22 protein-coding genes are annotated in these 24949 nt (G+C 62.4%); 16 read left to right on the forward strand and 6 right to left on the reverse strand.

All coding sequences use genetic code 11. The features are described from left to right. The 5 genes from NKK51_RS02225 to NKK51_RS02245 all read left to right on the forward strand — a co-directional run bounded on the left by NKK51_RS02225 (window position 1) and on the right by NKK51_RS02245 (window position 7010). Window positions 1-1185 (forward strand): mandelate racemase/muconate lactonizing enzyme family protein, encoded by a 1185-nt coding sequence (locus tag NKK51_RS02225; protein ID WP_352550928.1) that lies wholly within the window; start codon window positions 1-3, stop codon window positions 1183-1185. 237 nt (window positions 1186-1422) lie between these two features. Next, the gene (locus NKK51_RS02230) at window positions 1423-3087 is read left to right on the forward strand and encodes an ABC transporter substrate-binding protein (RefSeq protein WP_352440022.1); all 1665 of its coding nucleotides are present in this window, start codon (window positions 1423-1425) and stop codon (window positions 3085-3087) included. A gap of 71 nt (window positions 3088-3158) precedes the next feature. Further along, on the forward strand, window positions 3159-4112 hold the full coding sequence (locus NKK51_RS02235) for an ABC transporter permease (RefSeq protein ID WP_352440115.1): 954 nt from the start codon (window positions 3159-3161) through the stop codon (window positions 4110-4112). Continuing rightward, entirely contained in the window at window positions 4109-4987 is an 879-nt protein-coding gene (locus NKK51_RS02240; protein ID WP_352440023.1) for an ABC transporter permease, read from the forward strand. The genes NKK51_RS02235 and NKK51_RS02240 overlap by 4 nt, the downstream gene beginning before the upstream one ends. Further along, window positions 4980-7010 (forward strand): dipeptide ABC transporter ATP-binding protein, encoded by a 2031-nt coding sequence (locus NKK51_RS02245; RefSeq protein ID WP_352550930.1) that lies wholly within the window; start codon window positions 4980-4982, stop codon window positions 7008-7010. Before NKK51_RS02240 ends, NKK51_RS02245 begins: the two co-directional genes overlap by 8 nt. A 26-nt stretch (window positions 7011-7036) precedes the next feature. On the opposite strand, the gene NKK51_RS02250 is transcribed toward NKK51_RS02245, so the two are convergent. Next, window positions 7037-7939: a LysR family transcriptional regulator gene (locus NKK51_RS02250; protein ID WP_023808720.1), complete on the reverse strand. Its 903-nt coding sequence runs from the start codon at window positions 7937-7939 to the stop codon at window positions 7037-7039. 113 nt (window positions 7940-8052) lie between these two features. Between NKK51_RS02250 and NKK51_RS02255 the strand changes: the two genes are divergently transcribed. The 6 genes from NKK51_RS02255 (at window position 8053) to NKK51_RS02280 (ending at window position 15977) form a co-directional block, all read left to right on the forward strand. Continuing rightward, window positions 8053-9708 carry an ABC transporter substrate-binding protein gene (locus tag NKK51_RS02255; RefSeq protein ID WP_023808721.1) on the forward strand — a complete coding sequence of 552 codons (1656 nt, stop codon included), beginning with the start codon at window positions 8053-8055 and terminating at the stop codon, window positions 9706-9708. A gap of 89 nt (window positions 9709-9797) precedes the next feature. Then, window positions 9798-10595 (forward strand): DUF427 domain-containing protein, encoded by a 798-nt coding sequence (locus tag NKK51_RS02260; protein ID WP_245273042.1) that lies wholly within the window; start codon window positions 9798-9800, stop codon window positions 10593-10595. A 79-nt stretch (window positions 10596-10674) separates the two neighbouring features. Next, complete coding sequence (locus NKK51_RS02265) at window positions 10675-11439, forward strand: SDR family oxidoreductase (RefSeq protein WP_127291028.1); 765 nt, start codon at window positions 10675-10677, stop codon at window positions 11437-11439. A 420-nt stretch (window positions 11440-11859) separates the two neighbouring features. Next, window positions 11860-12834: an ABC transporter substrate-binding protein gene (locus NKK51_RS02270; RefSeq protein ID WP_127291030.1), complete on the forward strand. Its 975-nt coding sequence runs from the start codon at window positions 11860-11862 to the stop codon at window positions 12832-12834. A 78-nt stretch (window positions 12835-12912) separates the two neighbouring features. Beyond that, the gene (locus NKK51_RS02275; protein WP_352550932.1) at window positions 12913-13998 is read left to right on the forward strand and encodes a quaternary amine ABC transporter ATP-binding protein; all 1086 of its coding nucleotides are present in this window, start codon (window positions 12913-12915) and stop codon (window positions 13996-13998) included. Beyond that, window positions 13995-15977: an ABC transporter permease gene (locus NKK51_RS02280; RefSeq protein WP_352550934.1), complete on the forward strand. Its 1983-nt coding sequence runs from the start codon at window positions 13995-13997 to the stop codon at window positions 15975-15977. Before NKK51_RS02275 ends, NKK51_RS02280 begins: the two co-directional genes overlap by 4 nt. A gap of 11 nt (window positions 15978-15988) precedes the next feature. On the opposite strand, the gene NKK51_RS02285 is transcribed toward NKK51_RS02280, so the two are convergent. Continuing rightward, window positions 15989-17347 carry a trimethylamine monooxygenase gene (locus NKK51_RS02285; RefSeq protein WP_128302438.1) on the reverse strand — a complete coding sequence of 453 codons (1359 nt, stop codon included), beginning with the start codon at window positions 17345-17347 and terminating at the stop codon, window positions 15989-15991. A gap of 316 nt (window positions 17348-17663) precedes the next feature. On the opposite strand from NKK51_RS02285, the gene NKK51_RS02290 reads away from it, so the two are divergent. Further along, on the forward strand, window positions 17664-18380 hold the full coding sequence (locus NKK51_RS02290) for a helix-turn-helix domain-containing protein (RefSeq protein ID WP_127270283.1): 717 nt from the start codon (window positions 17664-17666) through the stop codon (window positions 18378-18380). 166 nt (window positions 18381-18546) lie between these two features. Here the strand turns inward: NKK51_RS02290 and NKK51_RS02295 are convergent, their stop codons facing one another. From NKK51_RS02295 to NKK51_RS02310, 4 genes are read right to left on the reverse strand one after another with little or no spacing between them, the layout of a single operon-like run. Then, complete coding sequence (locus NKK51_RS02295; protein WP_352550937.1) at window positions 18547-19587, reverse strand: heme-dependent oxidative N-demethylase family protein; 1041 nt, start codon at window positions 19585-19587, stop codon at window positions 18547-18549. 9 nt (window positions 19588-19596) lie between these two features. Beyond that, complete coding sequence (locus NKK51_RS02300; protein ID WP_352550939.1) at window positions 19597-20562, reverse strand: PDR/VanB family oxidoreductase; 966 nt, start codon at window positions 20560-20562, stop codon at window positions 19597-19599. Then, on the reverse strand, window positions 20559-21155 hold the full coding sequence (locus NKK51_RS02305) for a dimethylamine monooxygenase subunit DmmA family protein (protein WP_128302436.1): 597 nt from the start codon (window positions 21153-21155) through the stop codon (window positions 20559-20561). Before NKK51_RS02305 ends, NKK51_RS02300 begins: the two co-directional genes overlap by 4 nt. A gap of 41 nt (window positions 21156-21196) precedes the next feature. Then, the gene (locus NKK51_RS02310; RefSeq protein WP_352550941.1) at window positions 21197-22330 is read right to left on the reverse strand and encodes an aminomethyl transferase family protein; all 1134 of its coding nucleotides are present in this window, start codon (window positions 22328-22330) and stop codon (window positions 21197-21199) included. Window positions 22331-22616: 286 nt separating this feature from the next. Here NKK51_RS02310 and NKK51_RS02315 point away from each other — a divergent pair, with 286 nt between their 5' ends. Genes NKK51_RS02315 through NKK51_RS02330 form a run of 4 tightly spaced genes read left to right on the forward strand, consistent with a single transcriptional unit; the run spans window position 22617 to window position 24909 of the window. After that, window positions 22617-22904 (forward strand): hypothetical protein, encoded by a 288-nt coding sequence (locus tag NKK51_RS02315; protein ID WP_128302434.1) that lies wholly within the window; start codon window positions 22617-22619, stop codon window positions 22902-22904. A gap of 12 nt (window positions 22905-22916) precedes the next feature. After that, window positions 22917-23294, forward strand: a complete 378-nt coding sequence (locus NKK51_RS02320; protein ID WP_013532899.1) for a hypothetical protein — start codon at window positions 22917-22919, stop codon at window positions 23292-23294. Window positions 23295-23329: 35 nt separating this feature from the next. Beyond that, entirely contained in the window at window positions 23330-23491 is a 162-nt protein-coding gene (locus tag NKK51_RS02325; protein WP_013532900.1) for a hypothetical protein, read from the forward strand. A gap of 14 nt (window positions 23492-23505) precedes the next feature. Then, on the forward strand, window positions 23506-24909 hold the full coding sequence (locus NKK51_RS02330; RefSeq protein ID WP_352550944.1) for an APC family permease: 1404 nt from the start codon (window positions 23506-23508) through the stop codon (window positions 24907-24909). Window positions 24910-24949: the final 40 nt, after the last annotated feature.

Genomic DNA, 24949 nt, shown 5'->3' on the forward strand with positions numbered 1-24949 from the left:
ATGAAAATCCGAAGCATCAAAGCCACGCCGATTAATCTGCGCCTCGAGGCGCCCTACGCCTGGGTGTTCGGCGAGCTCGACGGATTTTCGCCGACCATCGTCGAAGTCGAGACGGAGGATGGCCTGATCGGCCTTGGCGAGGCGCCGACGCCAGCGGCGGCGGCGATCATCAACGATGTCCTGGCGCCACGGCTGGTCGGGCGCGATGCCTTCGACATCGCCGGCGCCGAGCATGTCTGCCTGCCCTTCTGGACCGGCGTGCAGTCGATCAATGACCGCACCCGCATCATGGCTTTCGGCGCCATCGAGATGGCGTTGTGGGACCTGCGCGGCAAGGCGTGGAACCAACCGCTCTACCAGTTGCTTGGCGGCGCCGTGCGCAAGGACATCCCGTTCACCGACTATTTTTCGCTGCGCGGTGATGGACCAAAGGTGAAGGGCGAGACGACGCCGGAAGAAGTCGCCGATTATTGCGTCGAATTGCACGAGACGCACGGAACGACCTTCTTCGAAGGCAAGTTCTCGACCGATGATCCGAAAGTCTCGCTCAGGATGGTCGAGCTGATCCGCAAGAAACTCGGCGACGATGCGATGATCCGTATCGATTCCAACCAGGCCTATTCGCTCAGCACCGCGCGGCGGCTGGCGCGGCCGCTGGAAGACCTCGGCGTGCGCAACTGGGAGGACCCGGTGGCGACGATCGAGGAGATGCGCGAATTGCGGCGCCATTGCTCGATCCCGTTCTCGACCCACAACATCGACATTGCGCGCGCCATGGAAACCAAGGTTCCGGACGCGTTCGTCGGCAACCCGACGACGCATGGCGGCATAGGCCGGCTGCTGCGCTTCGTGGGCGCCTGCGAGCACGCCGGCATCGATTTCTGGTGCTACAGCGGCGACAGCGGTATCGGCAGTGCCGCCTATCTGCACCTGTGCGCGGCACTCGGCTGGATCAGGGAGCCGAACCAGTCGCTGTTTCGCATGCTGCCCATGGATGTCACCGAGGAAGGGCCGTTTTCGCCGAAGAACAATTTCGTGCGCGTTCCGGAAGGTCCCGGTCTCGGCGTCACCTTGTCGCGCGAAAACCTCGCTGCCTGTCACAGAGACTTTACCGAGAAAGGACCGTGCAACAAGTATCATGACCCGGCAAAGCCCGGAACCTATCGCCGTTTGCCGCTGAACTAGATGACGGCAAGACCGACGGCCAGGCACGAGAAGCCAACCACCGCGACTTCGGCCGGGAAGGTTGGACAAAGACGATGGAAGCAGTGCAGCCAGCAATCCGGCGCGTCCGTGCCACGACTAGATACCGGGCAAAACCGCATGCTAAGATTCCGATCGACAGGCCTCTCTGGCGATCCGAAATGGAGCAATCCACGAAATTTCGTCAACCATAAGAAATAGGGGAAAGGGTAAAAACCCATGAGCAAGAACTACACCATTCTCGACCTGATCCGGCGCAATCGCACGCCGCTTGAAAATCACCTGATCGACGGCCTTGTCGACGGTCGTGTCAGCCGCCGCGACTTCGTCCGTCACGGCAGCCTGCTCGGCCTGTCGCTGCCGCTGCTCGGCCGTATCGGCATGGCAGCCGGCCTCAGCGGCATGCCGTCGCTGGCGCGCGCCCAAGGCGCGCCCGGCGCCACCATCCGCGTCGCCAGCAGCGTGCCGGCGGCAACCATCGACCCGGTCACCATCGCTGACGCAGGCGGCCTGCTGGTCATGCAGCAGGTTGCCGAATTCCTTTGCGTCGACGGCCCTGACCTCGTTCTTCAGCCGGCCTTGGCCGAAAGCTGGAAGCCGAACGACAATGGCACCGTTTGGACCTTCAAGCTGCGCAAAGGCGTAAAATTCCACAGCGGCGGCGAGATGAAAGCCGACGATGTCGTGGCCAGCATCGACCGCCTTGCCGATCCGGCCAATTCGTCCAATGCGCTGTCGGTGTTCACCGGCATCCTGCAGAAGGGCGCCTCGAAGAAGGTCGACGACTACACGGTGGAATTCCACCTCGATGCGCCGAACGGCAACTTCCCCTACATGCTGTCGTCCGACAACTATAACGCCGTCATCATCCCGGCGAGCTACAAGGGCGACTATGAAAAGAGCTTCGACGGCACCGGGCCGTTCAGAATAGAGAAATACACGGCAAAGGTCGGTGCGTCCTTCGTCCGCAACGAGGACTATTGGGGGCCGAAGGCGCTGCCGGAACGCACCGAGTTCACCTTCTTCACCGACATGCAGCCGCAGATCCTGGCGCTGCAGGGCGGCCAGGTCGACATCATCAACCAGATGCCGGTGCTGGCCGGCGTCGCTCTGCTCAACGATCCGAACGTCGACATCATCAGCTTGAAGTCGTCAGCCCATCAGCAACTGCACATGCGCTGCGACGAGGGCCCGTTGAAGGATGCGCGCGTGCGCCGTGCCATTGCGCTCTGCCTCGATCGCGACAAGCTGGCCGCCGGCCTCATGAAGGGACGCTCCGCTCTGGGCAATGACAGCCCATTCGCCGCCGTCTATCCTTCGACCGATACGAGCGTGCCGCAACGCAAGCAGGATATCGCCCAGGCCAAGCAGCTCATGGAAGCAGCCGGCTTTGGCCAGGGCTTCAAGATAACCCTGACCACCGAACGCTACCTAGAAATCCCTGAATACGCCCAGCTCATCCAGAACTGGGTCAAGGAGATCGGTGTTCAACTCGACCTCAATATCCTCGACCAGAGCGGCTATTACGGAGACGCGGTGTTCGGCAAGTCGAACTGGCTGGATTCGGTGATGGGCATCACCGACTATGGTCACCGCGGCGTGCCGAATGTCTATCTCGCGGCACCGCTGAAGAGTGAAGGCACCTGGAACGCGGCACACTTCAAGAACAAGGACTATGATGCGCTGGCGACCAGCTACATCGCGGCCCTTGACCTCGAGGCGCAGAAGGCCGACGCCGGCAAGATCCAGAAGCTGCTGCTCGAGGAAACGCCTGTCATCTTCGGCTATTTCTACGACTATCTGACGGCGACGGCGAAGGGCGTGGCCGGCGTACAGCCGACCGCCATGTCGCAGCTGTTCCTCGATAAGGCATCGAAGGCCTGAGCGGAAAGGAAAAGCCAATCCTCTAACAGCCAGCTCCCGCATGGGGGCTGGCTCCACAAGGAGTCCTAGCCATTCTCTCCTTCCTTGTCCGGCGTGTCTCGCTGTCGCTCGTCACGCTGTTCCTGCTCAGCATCATGGTGTTCCTGGGCGGCCAGGTGCTGCCCGGCAATGTCGGGCGCGCAATATTGGGTCCGTTCGCAGACCAGCGCGCGGTCGACACGCTCAATCACACGCTCGGTGTCGATCGTCCGCTGCTGGCGCAGTATTGGAGCTGGATCTCCAATTTCGTCCAGGGCGACATGGGCACGTCCTACATCTTCCGCTCGCCGGTCGCGCCTTTCGTCATCGATGCGCTCGGCAATTCGATGAAGCTGGCGGCGGTCGCCTTCGTTCTGGTGGTGCCGATCGGCATTCTCGGCGGCGTCATTGCAGCGCTCAACCTCAACCGGCCGCTCGATCGCATCATCAGCCTTGGCGGCCTGTCGGTGACGGTGCTGCCGGAATTCGTCACCGGCATCATCCTGATCCTGATCTTCGGCGTGTGGCTGCGCTGGCTGCCGATCTCGGCCGCATGGCCGCGCGATGCCGGCTTCTTCACGCAGCTCTATTACCTGATCCTGCCCTCGCTGCCGCTGTTCCTGGTGCTGTTCGGCTACATCGCCCGCATGGCACGCTCCGGCATGATCGAGGCGCTCGATTCCGACTACACGCGAACGGCCGTGCTGAAGGGCCTGCCGTGGCGCACGGTGATCTGGCGGCATGTGCTGCGCAACGCGCTGCTGCCGACCATCACCGTCATCGCGACGCAGACCGGCTACCTCATCGGCGGCCTTGTCGTCATCGAAACGCTGTTTCGCTATCAGGGAATCGGGTCGCTGATCTTCACCGCCGCGCGCGGCAAGGATTTCCCGATGCTGGAGTCGGGCATCCTCACCATCGGCATTGTCTATGCCGTGGCCACCCTTGTCGCCGACTTCCTCTATTCCGTGCTCAATCCGCGTATCCGTCTGGGGTCAGATCAATGAGCGCCGTCCAAACCAGCTCTCCGACACCAGACGACACGCGCAGGCGCGGCCCGCTGGCGGAGGTCTTTTTCTCGCTGTTGCGCTCGCGAACATTCCTTGTCGGTTTCGCCATCGTGCTGTTCTGGGTTGCCTGTGCGCTGTTCGGCGAGCATTTCGCACCTTATGATCCACTTGCGGACGACATCATCAACGCGCTGGCGCCGCCCTCTTCCGAACACTGGTTCGGCACCGACCAGATCGGCCGCGACGTCTTCTCGCGCGTCATCGTCGGTTCGCGCGACATCCTGACCGTCGCACCGCTGGCAACCTTGCTGGCGACAGTGGCCGGCACGGCGCTTGGGTTGTTGACCGGATATTTTCGCGGCCTCGTCGACGATGTCGTCAGCCGCATCCTCGAAGCTTTCATGGCGATCCCGGTGGTCATCGTCGCGCTGCTGGCCATCGTTGCGCTCGGCACCTCCAAGACGACCGTCATCGTCGTCATCGGCCTGAGCTTCGCGCCGATCATCGCGCGCACCGTGCGCTCGGCGGTGCTGGCCGAGCGCGAGCTCGACTATGTCGCCGCCGCACAGCTTCGGCATGAAAGTGCGCTGCATACGATGTTCGTCGAGATCCTGCCCAACGTCATCCCGCCGATCCTGGTCGAAACCACCGTGCGGCTCGGCTATGCCATTTTCGCCGTCGCCACGCTCTCCTTCATGGGCTTCGGCATCCAGCCGCCCTCGCCCGACTGGGGGCTGTCGATCTCCAACAATTACGGCATGATCGGCGGCGGCTTCTGGTGGACGGTGCTGTTCGATGCGCTCGCCATCGCTTCGCTGGTGATCGGCGTCAATCTGGCGGCCGACGGCGTTCACGGAGCGCTCAATGACTAACTCCGCCAAGGCCGAAAACGCACTCGAACTCACCGATCTTTCGGTTGCCTACCGCGTCGCCGGCCGCAATCGCGCCGTTCTGCGCAACCTCAGCCTCACCATCGGCCAGGGCGAAGCCTATGGGTTGGTCGGCGAATCCGGTTGCGGCAAGTCGACAGTGGCGCTCACTGTCGTGCGTTATCTTCCTAGAAACGGTTCCATCACCGGCGGCGCCATCTCCCTCGATGGCCAGAATGTGATGAAGCTGGACGCCGAGGCGCTCAGGCGGGCGCGCGCGGAAAGCGTCTCCATGGTCTATCAGGACCCGGGCAAGGCGCTGAATCCGTCGATCCGCGTCGGCCGTCAGCTGACCGAGATTTTTGAACTCGGCGGCATTTCGGGACAAGCGGCCACCGACCGGGCGATTGCGATGCTGAACCGCGTGCGCATCTCCGACCCCGTCAGCGTCATGCAGCGCTACCCGCACCAGCTTTCCGGCGGCATGCAGCAACGCGTGGCGATTGCCATGGCGCTGGCCAACGATCCGTCGATGCTGATCCTCGACGAGCCGACCACCGGCCTCGATGCGACGGTGGAGGCCGAAGTGCTCGACCTGATCGCACAGCTCAGGCAGGAACTGTCGGCCTCTATCCTGTTCATCAGCCACAACCTCGCGGTCGTTTCCAACATGTGCGACCGGGTTGGCGTGCTCTATGCCGGCATGCTGGTCGAGGAAGGGCCGACGGAGATCGTGTTCAACGATCCGCGCCATCCCTATACAGTCGCGCTGCTGCGCTGCCTGCCGCGCGGCGGCCAACGCAAGGATCAGGGCCGGCTCGATACCATTCCGGGTTTTTTGCCGGGCATCGGGGCTGACATCAAGGGCTGCGCCTTCGCCGACCGCTGCGCGCTCGCCGACGACCGTTGCCGCACCGAATTGCCGCCGCTCTACGATCTGGGCGGCCGGCTGTCGCGCTGCTTCCATCACGACAAGGCGCAGGCGCTGCCGCGCGCGACACCGAGCGATGTGGCGCCCGCACCAAAGGCGGCAGCCGCACCGGTGCTGCGCGTCGCCGGACTGAACAAGACCTATGCCAGCCATGGCCATGCACTGCGCGCCGTCAAGGACGTGTCGCTCGATTTGCGACCCGGCGAAACGCTCGGGCTGGTCGGCGAGTCCGGCAGCGGCAAGACGACCTTCGCCAGGCTGCTGCTCGGCCTGGTGCCGCCCGACGACGGCGGCACCATCGAGCTGGAAGGCAAGGCGCTGGCGCCACGGCTGGAGAACCGCAGCGACGACCAGATCAAGGCGATGCAGATCGTCTTCCAGAATCCGGATTCCGCACTCAACCGCTCGCATTCGATCCGCCACCTGATCGGCCGCGCGCTGAAGCGGCTGGCGGGCCTCTCCGGCAAGGCGCTGGAGGCTCGTCTCAACGACCTCGTCCGCTCGGTGCGGCTCACAGACCGGCATCTTGCCGTCAAGCCACGCCAGCTTTCGGGCGGCCTGAAGCAGCGCGTTGCCATCGCGCGCGCCTTCGCTGGCGATCCGCGCATCGTCGTCTGCGACGAGCCGACCTCGGCGCTCGACGTGTCGGTACAGGCAGCGATCCTCAATCTGCTCGCCGACCTGCAATCCAAGGAAGACGTCAGCTACATCTTCATCTCGCACGACCTTGCCGTGGTGCGTTACCTCTCCGACAAGATCGCCGTACTTTATCTCGGCCGCATCATGGAACTAGGACCGTCGGAAGACGTCTTTTCCGGCCCGCATCATCCCTATACCGAAGCGCTGCTGTCGGCCGTGCCCAAACTCGACCAGACCGAGACGGCGCGTATTCGTCTCGATGGCGAAATCCCCAGCGCCACCAACCCGCCGTCGGGCTGCGTGTTCCACACGCGTTGCCCGCGCAAGATCGGCCCGATCTGCGAACAGCAGGAGCCGCCACTCAGCGAAGCCCAGCCCGGCCATTCGATCCGCTGCCACATTCCTTACGCCGAACTGGCTAGGCTGCAGAGGGCGGTCGCAACCGAGCCGGCATAGCGCTGTCGCTCGCGTGGCTTGGCCGGTCAGATCTGCCCGGCCATGCCGAGGGAACGGTCACCTTCCGAAAAGCCCTGAACTTCAGCCCAGTCCCTGGCCAGCGTGCGCAGCCCGGTGAGCGCGACATCCAGGACATCCGAAGACACGGGATTCGAGGGATAGGCGAGGTAGATTGGCCGCTGGAATACCGGTGTGTTGTCGATGCGCCGCATCTCACCGCGCTCGATATGGCCGCTGACGGCGCTGAGCGGCAGATAGGCGGCGGCTTGCTGCGACAGGACATGCTGGAGGCCGATGAAGACCAGCCCGGCCGATATGGCCGGCTTGACCATGCCGGCAAAGGCGCGGTCGTGCTCGATGCGGAATTCCAGTCCCCAGTCCATCAGGATATAGTTTTCGGTCCATGGCTTGGTCTGTGCGGCGTGCTGGACGAGCACGACCTGATCGACGGCCAGCGTCTCGTAGACAATGCCGGGATGCGGTCGCGGAAGATAGAGGATGCAGATGTCGAGCAGGCCTTCTGCCAGCTGGTCGATCGCCAGATCCGGGAAACTGCCTTCAAGCCGCAGCGCCACGTTCGGCCGCCTGGCGCGCATCCACTCGACCCAGGGCGAGGTGATGCGGTCCCAGAGATAGGCCGGCGCGGTCAGCCGCAGCAAGGTTTCGTAGCCATCGGGAACGGCGATATCCTGCCGTGATTGCTCCCAGGTGCGGGTGATGGACGATGCGTGCGGCAGGAATTGCCGGCCGGCCGGCGTCAGCGTGACGCCATCGCGGTCGCGCACGAACAGCCGGCGTCCCAACTGATCCTCCAGTCCCCTGATCCGCGCACTGACCGTGGACTGGGCGAGGTTGAGCCGGCTGGCCGCGACGGTAAAGCTGCCATGGGTGGCGACTTCGAGAAAGCTGCGCAGATTCTCAGTGTCCATACCCACCTCTTGCATCGAAAATTTCGATGACCCCTATCAAAAAATATCGCTTTCCGGCGGCAGTCAACAATGAACTAGATGACTGAATCCCAAGACAAGCGAGGAATCCAGCCATGCCCAAGCATTTCCGGATGATCGACAACGCTCGCAGAACGCTCACTGCAATCGAAAATTCCGCTGTCGACGAATTGCTGGCCGGCAGGATGGGCCGGCGCGACTTCCTGCGCCATGGCAGCGTGCTTGGCCTCTCCCTGCCGTTCCTGGGCAGCCTTGTCGCAGCAGTTGGCTTCGGTACACAGCAGGCACGCGCCGAGGGCAAGCCGGGCGGCACGGTGCGCGCCGGCGTAGCGACGCCGGGCGGCGCCATCGATCCCGTCACCTACTATGACAGCGGCAGCTATCAGCTGGTTTTCCAGACCGCCGAGTTTCTCTGCATCACGCAGCCGGACCTCACCTTGAAGCCGGTGCTGGCGGAAAGCTGGGCGCCGAACGAGGACGGCAGCATCTGGACCTTCAAGCTGCGCAAGGGCGTGAAATTCCACAATGGCGAGGACTTCAAGGCCGACGACGTCGTCGCAACCTTCGATCGGCTGGCCGACCCCAACGGTGCCTCCAACGCGCTGTCGGTGTTCAAGGGGCTGCTGTCGAAGGGCGGCACCCGGAAGGTCGACGACCACACCGTCGCCTTCCATCTCGATGCGCCGAATGGCAGCTTTCCCTATTCGGTGTCGATCGACAACTATAACGCCGTCATCCTGCCGGCGAGCTACAAGGGCGACTACGAAAAGACATTTGAAGGCACCGGGCCGTTCCGGCTGGAGACCTACACGCCGAAGGTCGGCGCGACCTTCATCCGCAACCCAGACTATTGGGGTGAGAAAGCGCTGCCCGACCGGCTCGAGTTCAAGTTCTACGGTGACGTGCAACCGCGCATCCTGGCGCTGCAGGCGGGCGAGGTCGACATTCTCGATGCTGTTCCGCTCGATGTCAGCCAGGTCGTGCTGAACAGTCCTGATATCACCGTGTTGCGTGTCGCTTCGACCGCGCACCGCCAGCTTCACATGCGCTGCGACACCGGCCCGTTCACCGACAAGCGCGTACGCCAGGCGCTGGCGCTGTGCATCGACCGCTCCAAGCTGGTCGACGGCTTGTGCCGCGGCATGGCGGCGACCGGGAATGACAGCCCGTTCGCGCCGGCCTTCCCTGCGACCGACAAGTCGGTGCCGCAACGCGTCCAGGAGATCGCCAAGGCCAAGCAGTTGCTCGAGGCGGCGGGTCTCGCCGAAGGCTTCGACATCACGCTGACCACGCTGCGCTATTCCGACATTCCGGGCTATGCGCAATTGTTCCAGAATTTCGCCAAGGAAATCGGTGCCCGCATCTCGCTCAACATCGAGGACCAGGACAAATATTACGGCAAGGCGGTGTTCGGCCAGTCGGACTGGCTGGACAGCCCGCTCGGCATTACCGACTACGCGCATCGCAGCGTGCCGAACGTGTTTCTCAAGAGCCCGCTGGTCAGCGACGGCCCGTGGAACGCGGCGCATTTCAAGAGCCCGGCCTATGACGGCATGGTCACCAGCTATCTCAAGGCGCTCGATGTCGGCGCGCAGCGCGCCGCCGCCTCCGACATCCAGAAACTGCTGCTCGACGAGACGCCTGTCATCTTCAGCTATTTCCCCGATCTGCTGGTGCCGGTGCGCAAGAATGTCAGCGGCCTGCCGCCGATCGCGGCCGGCCTGCTGCTCGACCGCGTGTCGTTGAGCTGATCGTGCCCCAACGCCCGATGACAAAAGAAACAAAACGGGAGACTACCATTCGCAAGCCTCATTTGCGCGGCCGTGGGCCGCATTTTCCCTTGCTGGACACCCTCGTGCAGTATGAATTCGAGCCGGGCTACATAGCCTTCACCATGCCGACGCAGAAGCGACTGCGTGTGCAGGTGGGGTCGATGACCGTGGCCGATACGACCAATGCCTTGGTGTTCTACGAATCCGATCACCTGCCGGTCTACTATTTCCCGATCGGCGACGTTCGCGAGGAATTCCTGCTGCCGAGCAAGACCACGACAGAGGATCCGTTCAAGGGCACAGCCACCCACTACTCGCTCAACACCGGCATCACGCTGGTCGAGGACGCGGCCTGGCGCTATCTCGATCCGGTCAAGGGCTGTCCGCCTATATCGGACTACATGTCGTTCACCTGGAGCAAGATGGGCCACTGGTTCGAGGAGGACGAGGAGATCTTCGTCCACGCCCGCGATCCGTTCCGCCGGATCGACTGCCTGCCGTCGTCGCGGCGCGTGCAGGTCATCCTCGACGGCGAACAGGTCGCCGATTCACGCCGCGGCGTGTTCCTGTTCGAGACCGGCCATCCGGTGCGCCACTATCTGCCGATCGCCGACACGCGGCTCGATATGTTCGCGCCCAGCCGCTACATCTCGCGTTGTCCTTACAAGGGCATCTCCAGCTATTATCACGTGACGACGAAGGCCAAACGTCACGAGAACCTCGTCTGGTATTATCCGGAACCGGTGCACGAGGCAGAGCGCATCAAGGGGCTGGTCTGCTTCCACCACGAACTGGTCGACAAGATCCTGGTCGACGGCGTCGAAATCCCGAAGGAAGCCACGGCCGCGTCGAGCGGTTATTTCTGAGCATCGACGCCGCCTGCGCGCGGGCGCTTGATCGAAACACGGCTCAGCCATACCCTCTCCGAGGCAGGGAGGGCACTCGATGGATCTTTTCAAGCTGGATGGCGATGTCGCGCTGGTCACCGGCGCCGGTAGCGGCATCGGCCAGGCAATCGCGATCGGGCTCGCCGAGGCAGGTGCCGACGTCGCCTGTTTCGGCCATACATCGAAGGGTGGGCTGGACGAGACCGCGCACCGAATCGCGGCACTCGGCCGCAAAGCGCTGGTGCTGACCGGTACAGTGACATCGCAGAGCGATCTCGCGGCTGCGATCGATCGCGTTGAGAGCGAACTCGGTGCGCTCACCGTCGCCGTCAACAATGCCGGCATTGCCGGCTCCGAACCCGCCGAGACGATGCCGCTGGAGACATGGCAGAAGGTTCACGACGTCAATGTCGCCGGCGTGTTCCTGTCCTGTCAGGCCGAAGCGCGCAAGATGTTGGTGCGAGGCAAGGGCTCGATCATCAACATCGCCTCGATGTCGGGCACCATCGTCAACCGCGGCCTGACGCAGGCGCACTACAACTCTTCGAAGGCCGCCGTCATCCACATGTCGAAGAGCTTCGCCATGGAGTGGGCCGATCGCGGCCTGCGCGTCAATGTCGTCAGTCCGGGCTACACGCTGACGCCGATGAACAAGCGGCCGGAGGTGGCGGAAGAAGTGAAGATCTTCAAGCGCGACACGCCGATGGGGCGCATGGCGGCGCCGGAGGAAATGGTCGGGCCGACGGTGTTCCTCGCCAGCCGCGCAGCGAGCTTCGTCACCGGCCTCGACCTGATTGTCGATGGCGGCTACGTCTGCTGGTAAGAGCTCAGCTTCGCCTGCAGTCTGAATTTGTACGTCTCGCGAAGCGTTAGTCGTTGCGCGACATGAACCTTGGTATATATAATTTCATCCTATGAAACGGCCTTGGCGAGATGGGGCTTACCAGGCGGGTAGCCGAGATCATAGGACCTTGATGGCTCGCACCTTGCAGGGGCGCCGCAGGACTGGCAATCGATCCGCAGATGACCGCTCCCGCAGCGATCCGTCGGCAGCCATGACGCCGACACTCCAATCCTGTCCCATCATCACCAGAATTGAGCACCATCTTGCCTGCGCTGGCCAAAGCCGGGGCAACAATTTGGCGCCGACGGCCTTGCGCAAAGACCAGCCTTTCCAACACAATCAAGAAAAGCCGCAAGAAGGGAACGAACGATAATTTTCACAGCTTGAAGGAGAACAAGCATGTCACTTCGCAGTGTGATTTCGAACTTAACAATGGGAGCCTTCGCGCTTGCCGCCGCAAGTGCGCTTACATCACCGGCTTACGCAGCCGCGCCGGAATCGAACGACCCGATCAAGATCGCGCTGTTCGACTGGACCAGCGTCAACCTGAACGCCAAGATCCTCGGCGGCATCCTGGAAAAGCTCGGCTACACCGTCGAGTATCCGACCGCCGACTACCTCTCCAGCCTGACCACAGGCCTCACCAATGGCGATCTCGATGTCGGCATGGAATTCTGGGACACGACCGCCGGCGAGGCCATGAAGGCCTCCGATGCGACAGGCCAGACCGAACGGCTGGGCAAGCTCGGCCCGAAGGCCAAGGAAGAATGGTGGTTTCCCGAATACATGAAGGAGAAGTGCCCCGGCCTACCCAATTGGGAAGCGCTGAAGGACCCGAAATGCGCCGAAGCCTTCTCGACGGCCGAGACCGCACCGAAGGGGCGCTATCTCGGCGGCCCGGTGACCTGGGAAGGCTTTGACGACGAGCGCGTCGAGGCACTGAAGCTGCCCTTTACCGTCATCCATGCCGGCACCGACGCGGCGATGTTCGCCGAACTGGACTCGGCCTATCAGCGCAAGGCGCCGATCATGCTGTGGATCTATTCGCCGCACTGGGCGCCGGCCAAGTACAAGGGCGAGTGGGTGGAATTCCCCGAATACACGCCCGAATGCTACAACGACCCGAAATGGGGCACCAATCCCGACGCCAAATATGATTGCGGCAAGCCGCATGGCGAGATCTGGAAGTACTCCTGGTCCGGCATGAAGGACAAATGGCCGGTCGCCTACAAGGTGGCCAAGGCCTACACGGTCGACACCGACGAACTCAACAAGATGAGCGGCGAGATCGATCTCGGCGGCAAGACGCCGGAAGATGTCGCCGCAGCCTGGATCGCCGCCCACGAGGCCGACTGGAAAGCCTGGGCGCAGTGATCGTTCCAACTGGAAAAATGAGACCCGGCTGCTTGATCAGCCGGGTCTCAATTCTTGATGTTCCAGAAGGACGTTTGAATGACGGGCAAGACTGAACGGGAGCCAAACGTGGTGGGCACGCCAAAGGATGCCCGTCCGATAAAGCTCGCCTGCCGCAACGTCTGGAAGCTGTTCGGATCGAACGCGGCCAACTTCATCCGCGAACGCGACGGCAAGGCCAGCATGGCAGACGTCACTGCTGCCGGGCTGGTCGGCGCGGTGCGCGCCGTCGACCTCGAAATCCGCCAGGGCGAGATTTTCATCATCATGGGCCTGTCGGGCTCCGGCAAGTCGACGCTGGTCCGCTGCATGTCGCGGCTGGTCGAGCCGACCCATGGCAAGGTCGAATTCGAAGGCAATGACCTCCTGAAAATCTCCGATGCAGCACTCATCGAATTGCGGCGGCACCGCATGGGCATGGTGTTCCAGAACTTTGCCCTGCTGCCGCATCTCAACGTGCTGGAGAACATCGCCTTCCCGCTCGGCATCCAGGGTCAGGACCGGGCGACACGCGAAGCGCGGGCGCGCGAGGTCATCGAACTTGTCGGCCTGCGTGGCCGCGAGCATTTCTATCCGCGCGAGCTGTCCGGCGGCCAGCAGCAGCGTGTCGGCATCGCCCGGAGCCTGGCGACAAAACCGGAAATCTGGTTCCTCGACGAGCCGTTCTCGGCGCTCGATCCGCTGATCCGCCGCGAAATGCAGGACGAGCTGATGCGGCTGCAGACCATGCTGCACAAGACCATCGTCTTCATCACCCATGATTTCGACGAGGCCATCCGGCTGGCCGACCGCATCGCCATCATGAAGGATGGCGAGGTCATCCAGATCGGCACGCCGGAGGAGCTGGTGGTCAATCCGGCGACCGACTATGTCGCCGAGTTCACCCGGGACGTCGACCGCGCCAAGGTTATTTCAGCACGCAGCCTGATGCGCGCCTGCGACGGCTCGGAACATGGCGGCACCGTTGCCCCGGATGCCAAGATCGCCAGCTTCTCGGCCGGCATCGTTGCCGCCAACAAGCCGTTCGCGGTGGTCAACGGCACCGGCAAGCCGATCGGCGAGGTGACGCCGCAAGCGGTGATCGATCTGCTGGCCGGCATCGATCGCTCAAGGGTCGGCGCATGACGGTGACAGCAAGCGCCAGCGAGGCAAGGCCACGGCCGATTCAGGTATGGCTGCTGATCTGGGCGGCAGCGCTTACCGTTGTGCTTGTCGTGCTCCTGCTGCAGGATCGCCTGCCCTGGGCCGTCAATTATCCGGCCAGCGCCGTCGTGCCGGTCGCCGATTGGGTCAGCGCGCTGATGCGCTGGATTAAGTCGAACCTGTCCTGGTTGACCCGCTCGATCACCGCTGTGCTCGGCGTTCCCCTCGATTTCGCGCTCAATCTGTTGGCCAAGAATTTCAAGATCGGCCACGGCGCTGACGCCTATATCCTGCCGCGCCTGTCCTGGGTCGGCGTCTGCGCCGCCGCCTTCCTCGCCGGTCATGCCGTTGGCGGCAGAAAACTCAGCCTGCTGGTAGGCGGCTGCTTCCTCTACATCGCCCTGTTCGGCCAATGGACCAGTGCCATGCTGACGCTGGCGCTGATTTCCATCGCGGTGCCGTTCTGCATCGTCACCGGCCTGTTCGCCGGCATCTGGGCGTGGCGCAAGCCATGGGCGGAAAGGCTTGTCGTCTCCCCTGCCCTTGACCTGATGCAGACGATCCCGACTTTCGCCTATCTGATCCCGATGCTACTGCTGTTCGGCAACAGCCCGGTCTCGGCGATGATCGCGACCGCCATCTTCGCCACCCCGCCGATGGTGCGGGCGACGATGCTGGGCCTATCGCGGGTGCCGTCAGAGATCGACGATTTCAGCGAAATGGCTGGCTGCACGGCGCGGCAGAAACTGTGGCGGGTGCTTTTGCCGTCGGCGCGGCCGACACTGATGATCGGCGTCAACCAGGTCATCATGCTGGCGTTGAACATGGTGATCATCGCCTCGATGATCGGCGCCGGCGGCCTCGGCTACGACGTGCTCCTGGCGCTGCGCGCACTGAAGGTTGGCGAGGCGATGGAAGCCGGCCTTGCCATCGTGGCACTGGCCATTGCGCTCGACCGGCTGAGCCAGGCCATCGCGCACAGCCAAGCAAAGGGCCATGTCCATCAGGCGATCAGCCCGAGCCTCTGGCGGCGCTACCCCAACCTGACGCTGGCGATCGCCATTCTCGTCGTGACGACGCTGCTTGGCCTGTTCGTGCCCGCCTTCGCGGCGGTGCCAAAAGCGATCACCTTCACCACCGCACCGCTGTGGAAGGCGGCGGTGAACTGGGTGACGATCAATTTCTTCGACATGATCGAAGCGTTTCGCGTGGCGCTCATCCTCAATCTGCTGAACCCGCTGCGCGCCTTTTGCGAGGGCTTTCCCTGGCTGGGCGCGGTATTCCTGCTCGGCCTCGCCGGCTATCAACTCAGCGGCTTCCGCCTCGCTGTATTGGTCGCCGCATTGACTGCCTTCTGCGCCATCACCGGCCTGTGGGAAAAGACCATGGCGACGGTCTATCTCTGCGGTATCTCTGCCTTCATCGCCTGCCTGATCGGCATTCCCATCGGCCTGATGGCTTCACGCAGCGATAGTTTCGAGAAGATCGTCACACCGGTCATCGATACGCTGCAGGTGCTTCCATCCTTCTGCTTCATCATCCCGGTGGTGATGCTGTTTCGGGTCGGCGACGTCACCGCGATGATCGCAACGATAGCCTTCGCCGTGGTACCGGCGATCCGCTACACCAATCACGGCATCAGGCAGGTGCCGCCGGCGCTGATCGAGGCAGCCAAGGTTTCCGGGTGCACGCCACGCCAGACCTTCTTTCGCGTGCAACTGCCGCTGGCGCTGCCGGAGATCATGCTTGGCGTCAACCAGACGATCCTGATGGCGCTGGCGATGATCATCATTTGCGCCATGGTCGGCACCCGCGATCTCGGCCAGGAAGTGTTCATCGCGCTGTCCAAGGCCGATTCCGGCCGCGGCATCGTCGCGGGCTTGGCAATCGCTTTCATCGGCATCGTCGCCGACCGACTGTTCGGCGCCTGGACGGCGAAGGCCAGGGCGAGGCTGGGATAGCAGGCGCCGCCCTACTCCGCCGCGACGCCCTTCATCTCGAGATAGCTCTCCATCGAATCGTCCAGCGCCTGCAGCCACGGCGTATGATGCAGCGGCGCCATGGTCCCGGTCATCAGCGAGCGGTAGGCGTGGTCGCGGAAGCCCATGATGTTCTCCGCCTTGTGATGTTCCCATTCCATGAAGGTCTGGTTGACCGCCTCGACGTCGAAGCCCGGATAGTCGGTCTGGTCCATCAATTCCTTGGTGTAGTCGCCCTGGAACCAGATCATCTGCTCGGCGTCTTCGAGCGTTTCCTCACGCGTCCTCCATTTCGCGCCGTGCTCGGCCATTGCCTTGGCCGACGGCAGCTTGATGCGGCCCATGATGACGTCGCGGGCGAACCAGGCCTGCGCGTCGAACATGTTGAAGGTGTAGAACTGGTCCTGCATGCCGATGAAGGACAATTTCGGGTTCTTTTCCCAGACGACGCCCTCATAGAGCCCGTCCGGCCACATGCGGTTGGCGGTCTTCAGCTTCAGGTCCTCGGTGAGGAACGGGAAGGAGTGCAGGTAGCCGGTGCACAGGATGATGGCATCGACATCCCTAGTGGTGCCATCCTTGAAATGCGCGGTCTTGCCGACGACCTTCTGCAGCAGCGGCACCTCTTTCCAATTGTCGGGCCATTTGAAGCCCATCGGCTTCGAGCGGTAGCTGGAGGTGATCGATTTGGCGCCGTATTTGTAGCATTGCGAGCCGATGTCCTCGGCCGAATAGGAGCGGCCGATGATCAATATATCCTTGCCCTTGAACTCCATCGCGTCGCGGAAATCGTGGCTATGCAGGATGCGGCCGTTGAAGGTCGAAAAGCCCTCGAAATAGGGCACGTTGGGCACCGAGAAATGCCCGGAAGCGACGACGACATTGTCGAACTCTTCCGAATAGGTGACGTCGTTGGTGCGGTCATGCGCGGTGACGGTGAATTTCTTCGTCTCGTCGGAAAACGTCACCATGCGCACCGGGCTGTTGAAGCGCACCCATTTGCGAAGGCCTGATTTCTCGACGCGTCCCTTGATGTAGTCCCACAGCACGGCGCGCGGCGGATAGGAGCCAATCGGCCGGCCGAAATGCTCCTCGAAGGTGTAGTCGGCGAATTCCAGGCATTCCTTCGGTCCGTTCGACCAGAGGTAGCGGTACATCGAGCCGTGCACCGGATCGCCATGCTCGTCGAGGCCGGTGCGCCAAGTGTAGTTCCACAGGCCGCCCCAATCCGACTGCTTTTCGAAGCAGACGATCTCGGGAATGTCGGCGCCCTTGTCGGCCGCCGACTTGAAGGCCCTGAGCTGTGCCAGGCCGGACGGGCCGGCTCCGATGACGGCAACGCGACTTTTCATGGCAGGCCTCCCGATCTGGTTTCGACTTTGTCTTGACGCAATTCCCAAGGGGAAAGCGCTATGCGCCTTTCCCGGAATTGCTCTTACGAAACAAATTTCACTCACAGGACAGTAATTGGCCCTTTCGTGCTGTCAACAGCCCGATGCTGAAACAAGGTTCCGCCGATGTGGATTTCCCGCGAAAAACCGGACGCTGCCAAACATCATTATCGTGCGCATGCGCGTTCACGCGACTTGCCGTCGCAGTTGCGCTCCTGTATCGGCACCTGACATGTTCACCTAGAGTGAAATAAATCCCAGGAGTGCCGGGGGCGACATGGCGAAGAAGGTTTCCGATCCCAAGGCTGGTCTCGCCGGTGCGACGGCCAAGCCGCTGCCAAAGGTTTCGGCCGACGGCAAGACCATCCGCGCGCCGCTGACGCAGAACCCGCATGCCATTCGCGACACGCGCGAAAAAGTGCTGGAGGTGGCGATCGGCCGCGAGGTGCGGGCGTTCCGCAAGAAACTCGGTATCACCGTCGCTGATCTCGCGGTCGCCACCGACATTTCGCTGGGCATGCTGTCGAAGATCGAGAATGGTATCACCTCGCCGTCGCTGACCACCTTGCAGGCGCTGTCGCGGGCGCTCGGCGTTCCTGTCACCGCCTTTTTCCGCCGCTTCGAGGAAGAGCGCAGCGCCGTCTTCGTCAAGGCCGGCCAAGGCCTCGATGTCGAGCGCCGCGGCACCCGTGCCGGTCATCAGTACAATCTGCTCGGCCATATCGGCTCCAACACCAGCGGCGTCGTCGTCGAGCCCTATCTGATCACGCTGACCGAGGATTCCGATGTGTTCCCGACCTTCCAGCATGAGGGCATGGAGTTCCTCTACATGCTCGAAGGCGAGGTCGTTTACCGCCACGGCAGCAACCTCTACCCGATGAAGCCCGGCGACAGCCTGTTCTTCGATGCCGACGCACCGCACGGGCCGGAGCAACTGACGAAACTGCCGATGCGGTATCTGTCGATTATCTGCTATCCGCAGAGCGCGGGGTGAGCGGGACGCAAGCAGCCCTCACCCGGATTGGCAACCGAATTGCGAAGGGCAATTCGGGGCAATCCGACCTCTCCCCGAGGGGAGAGGAGGCTGGCGCCAGCGTTGGCTATCTCTTCTCCCCTCGGGGAGAAGGTGGCCGCGTAGCGGCCGGATGAGGGGGCCTTGCTCAATCCGGCCCAAACCCCGGACTTGTCGCGCTCCCATCATCCAGCTTCGACAGCCACTCGACCAACGCGGGGCGATAACGCGTCAAGCCCTTGTAGTTGGCAAGCTCCTCGGGCAGGTCACGGATGACGCGGTGCAGGCGCCGTGCCCATTTTGGTTGCGTCGCCAGCTCGTCCATCTTGATAAGATAGCAGCGGATCGGGAAGACGATGCCGTTGGAGCGCGGCAGGCGCCAGAAACTCTGCAGCTCGACACGCAGATGTACCTTGTCGCCGACATTGTCCGGCGTCACCGTCGCCCGGTCCGGACCCCATTTGTGGTAGTTTTCCGGACTGGTGTCGAGGCGCGGATTGATGGTCATCGTCCAATTCAGGCGCCGCGCCGGCTTGCCCTGCTGGATGTTGGTGAGGAATTTCAGCGCCCTGACGAAAATCCCCTTCTCATGCGCCAGCGGCACCGGCGCATGCCATTCGAAGAAGTTCATGCCGATGTCGAAATCGAGCGACCAGTCGGCCTGGGTGGTGACCATGCCGGCATCCATCCACAGATTGCCGTCGCGCTGGTCGAGGATGCAGAAATCGCCCTGGCTCTGCCGGGTGATGTATTCCATCGGGCCGTAAGGCAACGTCGAGGTGTCGCCGAAGGTGAAGGTGTCGTCGATGCCGAGCGGCCGGTTGATCCAGCGCCAGCGATCACCATCGCGTGTCAGCGTGAAATGCTCGGGATAGCCCAGTGCCTGCTGCTCCATCAGAAGTTCCAGCAGGTCCCAGCCGGCCAGCGTCATGTGCGGCAGCGATTGACAGCGCAGCGGATCCTCGGCCAAGACCAGCGCGCGATCCTGCATCTCGGCGACATAGTGCTCGTCGACGTCGATCAGGTTTTCCAGCACGCTGCCCTTCGGCCCGACGACATGCGGCTCGATGTTGACCGCATACATGTAGGCGTCTTCGTGGAACGGAAACGGAAACCGCCTTATGTGCTCCGGGCTGTTCTTGAAGGTGAAATCGTCGCGGAACGTTTCCTTGCGAAAGGTGATGCCCATGATTTTCTCCTACCGTTCCAGGACCAGCGACCGGCCCTCGAAGCGCGACACGCACGGCATGATCTTCTTGCCCGAACGGTGCTCTTCCTCGCTTAGCCAGTGGTCGTTGTGGATGAACTTGCCGTCGCAAGAGATGACGTTGGTTTCGCACTGGCCGCAGACGCCGCCGCGGCAGAGGTAAGGCGGATCGACGCCGGCCGCCTCGATCGCTTCCAAGAGGCTCTGCTGTTCGTCGACGCGGATCGCCTTGCCGCTGACGGCAAGCGTCACGTCGAACGGCAGCCCGGGCTGGGGTGCCGCGAAATGCTCGAAATGCACGGTCTCCGGCGGCCAGCCCAAGGCAGCAGCCCGATAGCGCACCCAGTTGATCATGCCGGCCGGGCCGCAGACATAGAGATGCGTGCCGAGCGGCTGCGTCGACAGCAACCGGTCGAGTTCGATGCGCTCGTCGAGGTCATCATGATAGAGCCTGACCCGCCTGTTGTAGCGCTCGCGCAGCACGTCGGCATAGGTGCCGAGTGCAGCGGTGCGGCAGGTGTAGTGCAGTTCGAAATTGCCGCCTTCCGCCGCCAGTTGCGCGGTTTGCGCCATGAACGGGGTGATGCCGATGCCGCCGGCCAGCATCAAGTGCTTTTTGGCGCGCAGGTCGAGCGAGAACAGGTTGACCGGATAGCTGACCACCATCTCCAGCCCCGGCCTGACATTCCGATGCATGAACAGCGATCCGCCGCGGCCGACATCGTCGCGGCGTACCGAGATCGTGTATTCGCGCGTATCGAGCGGCGAGCCCATCAGCGAATAGGGATTGAGCCTAGCGCGTTCGCCGTCGCGCATCTCGACCACGACATGGGCGCCACCGGAAAAAGTCGGCAAAAGCTGCCCGTCGCGCCGGCGAAAATGGAAGCGGGTGACGAGGTCGTTGACCGGGACGACGTCGCTGACAACGACATCGAGTTTTGTTGTTCCGGTGCTCATCGAAAAATCTCCTCCATCGGAGGAATCTCCGAGCGATCTTCCGCATTGATGCAGACGCCCTGGAAGGCTGCGATGCGCCTGGAATAATGGTCGCGCACCAGAAGCAGCAGGCCGCAATGCGCGCAGGTCGCGGGCTGCGTCGTGACATTTTCGGTGATGCCCTTGCAGTGGACGCATTGCATGCGCCGCGCCAGCGAGCCGCGGTGCTCGGTCTGGATCGAGGTGTGGTCGATGCCGGCTTCAAGCGCCACCTGCATCGCCTGGCCGATCAGGCCCTCGGTGCCCGAGAGATAGAGGCGCAGGCCCATATGCGCGTTGGCCAGTGTCTGCCGGAGCCGTGGCAGCAGGCTGGCAAAGGACGGCGCCTGGTGGAACTGTGCCGGCTTCAACGCTTCGAGGGCAGCGACATGTTTGCCGTCGGGCCCGGGAATGAAGACGATTTCGGCGTCGTCGAAAAACCCGGGCGGCGCGCTCCCGGCCATCTCCGCTATTGCCAGCGCCCCTTCCGCATCCGCGATGAAAAGATGATGCTTGCCGGGCTGCGGAGACAAGGTTCCGTAAACCGGCCGGCTGATGATGCTTTTGGCTGCCATTTAAGTCTTCGTGCCTCGAACCGCTCGCCGTTGACTATGCCTCAACCTTTCGCCGTGCGCTTGGTCTTCTTGGGATCGTCGAATGGCAGTGGCTGCGCCGTGGCCTTGATGGCACCGTTCTTGTTGCGGATTTCGAGCTTGGTGTCCTTGACCGCGCAGTCGACATCGAGCCGGGCGATGCCCATCGATTTCTCGACCAGCGGCGAATACAAGGCGCAGGTTACCACGCCGACCTTTTTGCCGTCGCGATAGACCGGCGCACCCTCATCGGCCGGCTCCTTGCCGTCGAGCAGGACGCCATAGATCTTGAAGCGTTCCTTGCCTTTCAGGCGGTAGTGCTCCTCGGCGCCGCGAAAGCCGGTCTTGCCGGGACTGACGGTGAAGTCGAGGCCGAGTTCCCACAGCGTGTCGCCTGGGCCTTCGTTCTCAAACGGATACTTTTGGGAGTTGTCGTAGGGATAAAAGAGCAGATAACTTTCGACGCGCAGCATGTCGAGCGTGGTGAAGCGGCACGGAATGATGCCGGCGCTCTTGCCCTCGCCGAGGATCCTGTCCCAGATCGTGCCGGCATCCTGGCCGCGGCAGAAGATCTCGTAGCCGCGCTCGCCGGTATAGCCGGTGCGCGAGATCATCACCGGAAGACCGAACAGCTGCGTCTGCATGTGATGGAAATAGTTGAGGTCGCGAATACCCGGCACGTGCTTGGCCAGATAGTCGACCGCTGTCGGACCCTGCAGCGACAGATCGTGCAGATTGTCGTCGAAGCGCAGCGAGACGTCGCGTCCTACCGAAGCACGCTGCAACTCCTCATGGCCGGTGCCCGAACCATGCACGACCATCCATGCATTGGGGCCGGTGCGGTAGAGGATGCAATCGTCGGTGAATTTCCCCGCCTCGTTCAGCATGCAGGCATAGGCCGACTTGCCGGGATAGATCTTTTCGACATCGCGCGTCGTCGCCAGATCGATCAGGTGTGAGGCATGCGGCCCGGTGATATGGACTTTCTTGAGGCCGGAGACATCCATCAGACCAGCCTTGGTGCGGATGGCGATGTACTCCTCGTCGGCATCCTTGTCGTAGGTCCAGGCGGTTCCCATGCCGCTCCAGTCTTCGAGCTTCGAACCGAGCGCGCGATGGCGATCCGCCAGGGTCGAAAATCTCCAGGATGCCGTCATCCGCTCGTCCTCCGTTTCGATAATGCTCTGCTGTTCCCTGCCCCCTGCGCAGCGGCGGGAGCTTTGGCCGAATATTGATCGCAAACCTCCGGGCGCCGCAATACCCATAAGCAATTAATTTCATTGTCAGGCAAAATCCGTTGCGCCAAGCAAACGGTTAACCCCGCGTAAATCGCGCTTGACAATTGCAGGATTCAGACAGAACTTATGAAAAAAATTTCACTCTGTTGAAAGAGGACGGCGGACGGAAGATTCGGAACCGGACGGCGAAAAAGGGGAGAAACCGATGTCAGACATGCAGCAGCGCATCGAAGCGCTGTACCGTTCCGACCTGCGCGGAGCCGCGCTCCTGATCGTCTGCCTGTGGGCGACGATCCTCTTCGTCCTCCTCATGACATGGCCCTACATCCCGCACAGCGGCATCAAGGCCGTCGTCGCGATCGCCGCCGCCGCCGTGCTGATCTTCAACACCGCGGCCATCCTGGCGATGGTCAAGCACTATAAGGAAGACAAGGAATTCATCTACGGGCTCGACATCAAGAACGCCGACGCATTCCGCAACCACAAGTCCTGAGGGGTAGAAGAGATGTCCCGCTACACGCCGCCGGAGCAAAGCAAGGCCGGGCAGGTTTTCGACATCGCCGTCGTCGTCGTCGCCATTTTCGTGGCACTGTGGCTACCGCTCAAGCTGGGCCTCGCCGGCGCGGCGAAATCCATCGACGCGCTCGACGCCAAGACCTGGGAAGCGCTAGGCCAGAACCCGACCATGGCGTCTATCTGGGAAAAGCTCGGCTATACGCCCGAGACCGCGCACGACATCATCCAGAACCGCTTCCACTATGTCATCGACTGGCCGACGCTGATCATCATGGCGGCGGTGCTGATCGGTTATTTCGTCTTCCTGTTTCGTGCATCAGACCGCGAATATCGCGACGTCATCAACGAAAAATTCGACGACAAATAAGAGTTCTGAGGACGATCTAATCGGGGGACACGATCATGTGGGTAGCACTCTCTTACGCATGCTGGGGCATCTCGATCGTGCTCGCTTTGTGGATGCTCTACGACTGGTTCAAGGTCGACACGACCTTCTCCGAAGAGGTGCTGACCTCCTCGCGCGAAGGCGAACTGGAAGCCACTTCCGAAAAACACCGGATCTGAGTGAGGATTGAACAATGACGATCGCACTTGAACCGGCTGCCCCGGCTGCCCAAGGGGACAGAGTTTCACTCCTGCGCGTGCTCGGACCGGCCCATGTCTGGGCGCTCGGCGTCGGCATCGTCCTGGTCGGCGAATTCACCGGCTGGAATTTCTCGGCCGACAAGGGTGGCGCACTGGCTGCGCTGATCGTCTGCTGGGTCGTCGGATTGCTCTACACCTCGGTCGCCATGATCGATTCCGAGGTGACATCGACCGTCGCCGCCGCCGGCGGCCAGTATGCGCAGGCAAAGCACATCGTCGGACCGCTGATGGCGTTCAACGTCGCGCTGTTCCTGGTCTTTGCCTACACCATGCTCGAAGTGTCCGACGCCATCCTGCTGGGCGACACCATCGTCGCCAAGGCGGGGGTCGAAGGGCTCACCCACAATTCCTTCATCGCCGCCACCATCGTCGTGCTGGCGTGGCTGAACTATCGCGGCGTGCTGATGACGCTCAACGTCAACTTCGTCATCACTGCGATCGCCTATATCTCGATCGTCATCCTGTTCTTTTCGGTCAGCCCGTGGACGCAAGGCGCGGTGCTGAAGCTCAACGAGTTGGTCACGCCGGGCAATGCGCTCCCCTATGGCTGGATCGGCGTCATCGCCGCCTTCCAGTTCGGCATCTGGTACTATCTCGGCATCGAAGGCACCACGCAGGCTGCAGAGGAAGTGCGCTCGCCGGCGCGCTCGCTGCCTTACGGCACCATGGCCGGCATGATCACGCTTTTGATCGCAGCCGCCATGACCTGGTATGTCTGCGCCTCGATGATGCCATGGGAGTATCTCGGCATCACCTATTATCCGCTGTGGGACGCCGGCAAGCTGACTGGCAGCCCGCTGCTCGAGAACCTGTTGTTCGTCGCCACGCTGCTTGCTGCAATGGCCTCCGCCAATGGCTGCATCAACGATGCGGCGCGCGCCTGGTTTTCGCTCGGCCGCGACCGCTATCTGCCGACATGGTTCTCGGCTGTGCATCCGAGATATCGCACGCCCTATCGTTCGATCCTGTTCCTGCTGCCGATCGCGCTGGCCTTCGCCTTCATCGCCGACCTCAACCAGGCGATCACCTTCTCGATCCTGTCGGGCGTGCTGCAATATACCTTCATGAGCATCAACATCATCATGTTCCGCAAGAAGTGGCCGCTGGGCTCGATCCGGCGCGGCTACACGCACCCCTTCCACCCGATCCCGGCCATCGTGCTGTTTTGCCTGTGCGTGGTGACCTTCTTCGCCATCTTCCTCGGCTTCGGCTCGCAGCTGATCGCCATGGTCGCCTTCTACTTCCTGATCTCACTGTGGTTCCATTTCTATCGCTACAAATTCGTGCGGCGCGGCGATCAGTTCACCATGCCGTGGCCGAAGCCGCAGGGTTATTGATGGGAGAAGGCCCGTCCATAGCCTGGGCGGGCCTGGCATG

This window comes from Mesorhizobium sp. M0011 (assembly GCF_040324155.1).
In the GTDB taxonomy this organism is placed as follows: Bacteria; Pseudomonadota; Alphaproteobacteria; order Rhizobiales; family Rhizobiaceae; genus Mesorhizobium.